General features: G+C 30.6%; 3 protein-coding genes and 1 pseudogene. All 4 read right to left on the reverse strand.

The genetic code is table 11. The annotated features are described in order from the left end of the window. Positions 1-112: 112 nt before the first annotated feature. Positions 113-517: a sigma-70 family RNA polymerase sigma factor gene (locus tag Q8S45_RS06325; RefSeq protein WP_305602472.1), complete on the reverse strand. Its 405-nt coding sequence runs from the start codon at positions 515-517 to the stop codon at positions 113-115. Between the two features lie 177 nt (positions 518-694). Next, positions 695-4,132: a methylmalonyl-CoA mutase family protein gene (locus Q8S45_RS06330; protein WP_305602474.1), complete on the reverse strand. Its 3,438-nt coding sequence runs from the start codon at positions 4,130-4,132 to the stop codon at positions 695-697. A 131-nt stretch (positions 4,133-4,263) separates the two neighbouring features. Further along, complete coding sequence (locus Q8S45_RS06335; RefSeq protein WP_305602477.1) at positions 4,264-4,587, reverse strand: hypothetical protein; 324 nt, start codon at positions 4,585-4,587, stop codon at positions 4,264-4,266. 134 nt (positions 4,588-4,721) lie between these two features. Next, a pseudogene (locus Q8S45_RS06340) lies at positions 4,722-4,846 on the reverse strand (IS982 family transposase); the annotation flags it as partial.

The raw sequence follows: 4,846 nt of genomic DNA on the forward strand, positions 1-4,846 counted from the left end.
CCATGAAAAACTTAAAGAAAATTTAGAAAACCATATGCAAATGTTAGTTCAAAATCCAGATAGAGTTCAAAAATATTTCAATCATAAAGATATTCAATATGCAGCTTGATAATTATAGATATAATGCCGTCGGGTTAATAGCTATTTCATTTTGTTTAATGCCTTTTATATCAGATAAAAATAAAGGGTCTCTATATTTCTTAGGTAGAGTTTTTAGGATTCCATGTAAGCAATCTTTTTCTGTATGCATTATCTCTTCAAGTTCATTATCACTTTCCAAATAAGGAGCTTCGATTGTTTTATTTTGAGAATTGAAATAATCTAAAATTGAATTTCTAGCAATAGAAAATATCCAAGATTTTAATTTATTTAAGTCTTTTAAAGTGTGAAGTTTTGTATGGATTTTGATAAATGTTTCCTGCAAAATATCATCAGCAATAGTAGTGTCTTTTACTTTACTGATGATAAATTGTTTTAAATCTGTTGAATAATTATTCCAAACCTGATTTGTTGTCATTTTCTAGCAGTTACAATTTGTACAATTGCAATTTTCACAAGAACAGTTTTCGCAGTTACCACTTTTGCAAGATTCACAGTTGCAAATACATTCGCTTTTAATTTTCATAATATTAAATTTTAAATTCACCTAGTAGACAAGGAAATGACTAAAAAGATGCATTTAAAATAAAAAACTTTACATATTCCTTCTATATTGCCCGCCAACTTTAAATAAAGCCTCCGTAATTTGACCTATTGAGCATACTTTACAAGCTTCCATTAATTGCTCAAAAATATTTTCATTGTTGATAGATTTTTGTTTCAATAGCTCAACATGTTTTAAAACTGCTTCACGGTTTCCTGTATTCAAATTTTCTACAACTGTAATTTGATATTGCTTTTCTTCTTCAGTTGCTCTAATTACTTCTTGTGGTAAAACAGTTGGAGAACCCTTACTGCTTAAAAAAGTATTTACACCAATAATCGGAAATTCACCATTGTGTTTTAAAGTCTCATAGTACAAACTTTCTTCTTGTATTTTACTGCGTTGGTACATGGTTTCCATTGCTCCAAGAACTCCGCCGCGTTCTGTGATTCTATCAAATTCAGCATAAATTGCTTCTTCCACCAAATCTGTTAATTCTTCAATAATAAATGAACCTTGAATAGGGTTTTCATTGGTTGCCAAACCTAATTCTTTATTAATAATTAACTGAATTGCCATAGCTCTTCTAACACTTTCTTCGGTAGGGGTTGTAATTGCTTCATCATACGCATTGGTATGTAAACTGTTGCAATTGTCGTAAATAGCATACAATGCCTGAAGAGTAGTTCTTATATCATTAAAATCAATTTCTTGAGCGTGTAAACTTCTGCCAGATGTTTGAATATGATATTTTAACATTTGAGCTCTTGGGTTTGCTCCGTATTTATTTTTCATAGCTTTCGCCCAAATTTTACGAGCAACTCTACCAATTACTGCATATTCAGGATCTACACCGTTTGAAAAGAAGAATGATAAGTTTGGCCCAAATTTGTTAATGTCCATTCCTCTCGATAAATAATACTCAACATAGGTAAACCCATTTGCTAATGTAAATGCTAACTGAGAAATTGGATTTGCACCAGCTTCCGCAATATGATATCCTGAAATAGAAACTGAATAAAAATTACGAACATTATTGGTAATAAAATATTCTTGAACATCTCCCATTAAACGCAACGCAAATTCTGTTGAAAAAATACACGTATTTTGAGCTTGATCTTCTTTTAAAATATCAGCCTGAACAGTACCTCTAACAGTTGTAATGGTTTCGTTTTTAATTTTTTGATAAACTTCTTTTGGTAAAACTTCATCAGCTGTTACACCTAAAAGCATTAATCCTAAACCGCTATTTCCTTCAGGTAATTCACCTTGATATTTTGGTCTATCAACACCTTTTTTAGTGTAAATTGCTTTTATTTTTGATTCAATTACTGTTTCTAAACCATTAATAGTAATATATTTTTCACATTCCTGATCAATGGCAGCATTCATGAAAAATGCCAACATCATTGGAGCAGGACCATTTATAGTCATAGAAACTGAAGTCATTGGATCCGTCAAATCGAAACCTGAATACAATTTTTTAGCATCATCTAAACAACAAATGGAGACACCGGCATTTCCAATTTTCCCATAAATATCTGGTCTAATATCTGGGTCGTTTCCATATAAGGTAACGGAATCAAAAGCAGTAGATAAACGTTTTGCAGGCAAGCCTAAACTAACATAATGAAAACGTCTGTTGGTACGTTCTGGCCCACCTTCACCAGCAAACATTCTTGTTGGATCTTCACCCATTCTTTTAAAAGGAAAAAGCCCCGAAGTATATGGAAATTCACCAGGAACATTTTCTTCTAAAGACCAAAATAATATATCTCCCCAGGCTTCATATTTTGGTAAAGCTATTTTCGGAATCTGTAAATGTGAAAGTGATTCACTATGTGTTTTTATACAAATTTCTTTATCACGAACTCTATAAGAATAAATTTCGTTTTTATACGATTGTTTTTTTGTTTCCCAGTTTAAAATAAGATTCCAGTTATGTGGATTTAAGTCCATTTTAACACGGTCAAATTCAGAAACTAACAATTTTAAAAAGTCTTTATTGTTGTCAGTCTGGGCTTGTTGAAGACTATCTTTTTCTATCCCAAACTTCGACAGGCTCAGTTTGACGCCTGTGATAGTTTCTATAGTTTTATAAATACCATATAATTTTTGTGCAACTTCTTTTTGTGTGCTACTAGCTTTGCTATACGCTCTATTATTTTCAGTTATTTCAGATAAGTAACGCGTTCTATTTGGAGGAATTATAAATTGTTTTTCACTCATTGCATCAGAAACTTCAAAAGTACTATTGAAATTTGTCCCTGTTTTTTCATCGAGTTTTTTAATTAAAACGCTGTATAATTCATTGGTGCCGGGATCGTTAAATTGTGAAGCAATTGTGCCATAAACAGGCATAGAATCTACATTAGAATCCCATAAATTATGATTACGCTGGTATTGCTTTTTAACATCACGCAAGGCGTCTAAAGCACCACGTTTATCAAATTTATTGAGTGCAATTACATCCGCAAAATCAATCATGTCAATTTTTTCCAATTGAGTTGCAGCGCCGTATTCAGGAGTCATTACATACAAAGAAACATCAGAATGGTCAATAATCTCAGTATCACTTTGCCCAATTCCTGAAGTTTCTAAAATAATCAAATCATAACCAGCAACTTTTAAAATAGCAATGGCATCACTCACGTGTTTTGATAAAGCCAAATTTGATTGTCGGGTTGCTAATGAACGCATATAAACACGATCATTATTAATAGCATTCATTCTAATTCTATCCCCCAATAAAGCACCTCCAGTTTTCTTTTTTGAAGGATCAACAGAGACAATTGCTATGGTTTTTAAAGGGAAATCAATTAAATATCTTCTTACTAATTCATCAACTGTAGAAGATTTTCCAGAACCTCCAGTTCCTGTAATTCCCAAAACAGGAATATTAGCTCCTAATTTCTTTAAAGGAGAAAATAATTGTTGAAATTCTTCGTGTCTATTTTCAGCAATTGAAATTAAACGCGCAATGGTATTTGTATTTTTATTTTTTAAGCTATCAATTATTTCCTTTCCCTTAGGCAGAATTAGGGATGGAACAGGAAAATCACATTGCTCAATCATATCATTTATCATTCCTTGCAATCCCATTCGTCTTCCGTCATCAGGAGCATAAATACTTGTAACCCCATATTCCATTAAATCTTTAATTTCTGAAGGAAGAATTACGCCACCGCCACCACCAAATATTTTAATATGAGATGCACTTTTCTCTTTCAATAAATCACACATATATTTAAAATACTCATTATGACCGCCTTGGTAAGAAGTCATGGCAATGGCATTTGCATCTTCCTGAATTGCACAGTTTACGACTTCTTCAACGCTTCTGTCATGACCTAAATGAATAACCTCAACACCTGTTGCTTGAATAATTCTTCGCATGATATTAATAGCTGCATCGTGTCCATCAAAAAGGGATGCTGCAGTTACAATTCGTACTTTATTTTTTGGTTTATAAGGTGTAATCTGCTCCATAAAAAAGTTTAATTCTAGTCCCGCAATTTAATTAAATTTAGTAAGTATTTTGTAATAATAGAGGTTATACTTTTTTGTGTTTAATTTTGATTTTTAATTTGGCTTACTAAATGGCGTTAAATTTCACCTTATTATAGGTATTTTAAAAAAGAATAAAATTTTCTTTGATTTAAATATAGTAGGTTTTCTTCATTTTTATAAGCTTCTTTTTCAAAACTAATATTTTTATAGGCTTTATTTCTGTTTTTAAATTTTAAAAGAAGTATAATAAATTCAATAAAGTACCAAACAAAAAAGAAAACCCATAACAATTCTTTTTGCTGCTGTAAATGAATTCTTTCGTGGTTTAGAAGAGGTTTATTTTCTTCTAATTTTCTTTCTTTTAAAAATATAAAAGGATAAATGGCAAGACCACTGTAGGAATTTGGAATTAGATATTTTAAAATAACAATCATAAACTATTGTGCATTATTCAAAAATAAAACAATTTAAATTATATTTGTTGATTAAGATAAAGATGCCACTTTTTAATCAAATATATCTAAAAGTTGTAGTCTAAAAAAATATTAGATTAACCCGTTGGGTGTAATTAAATTATTTGCGTTTTAATATTATTTATTGGTCTGTCAAATATAAATTTATTGATGTATTGAACCAATGTTAAAGCTGTTATTTTTGCTAAAATTCTTGTTTTAAAACCTTGAAAAGATTTAG

Origin of the sequence: Lutibacter sp. (assembly GCF_030692605.1) — a bacterium.
In the GTDB taxonomy this organism is placed as follows: Bacteria; Bacteroidota; Bacteroidia; order Flavobacteriales; family Flavobacteriaceae; genus Lutibacter.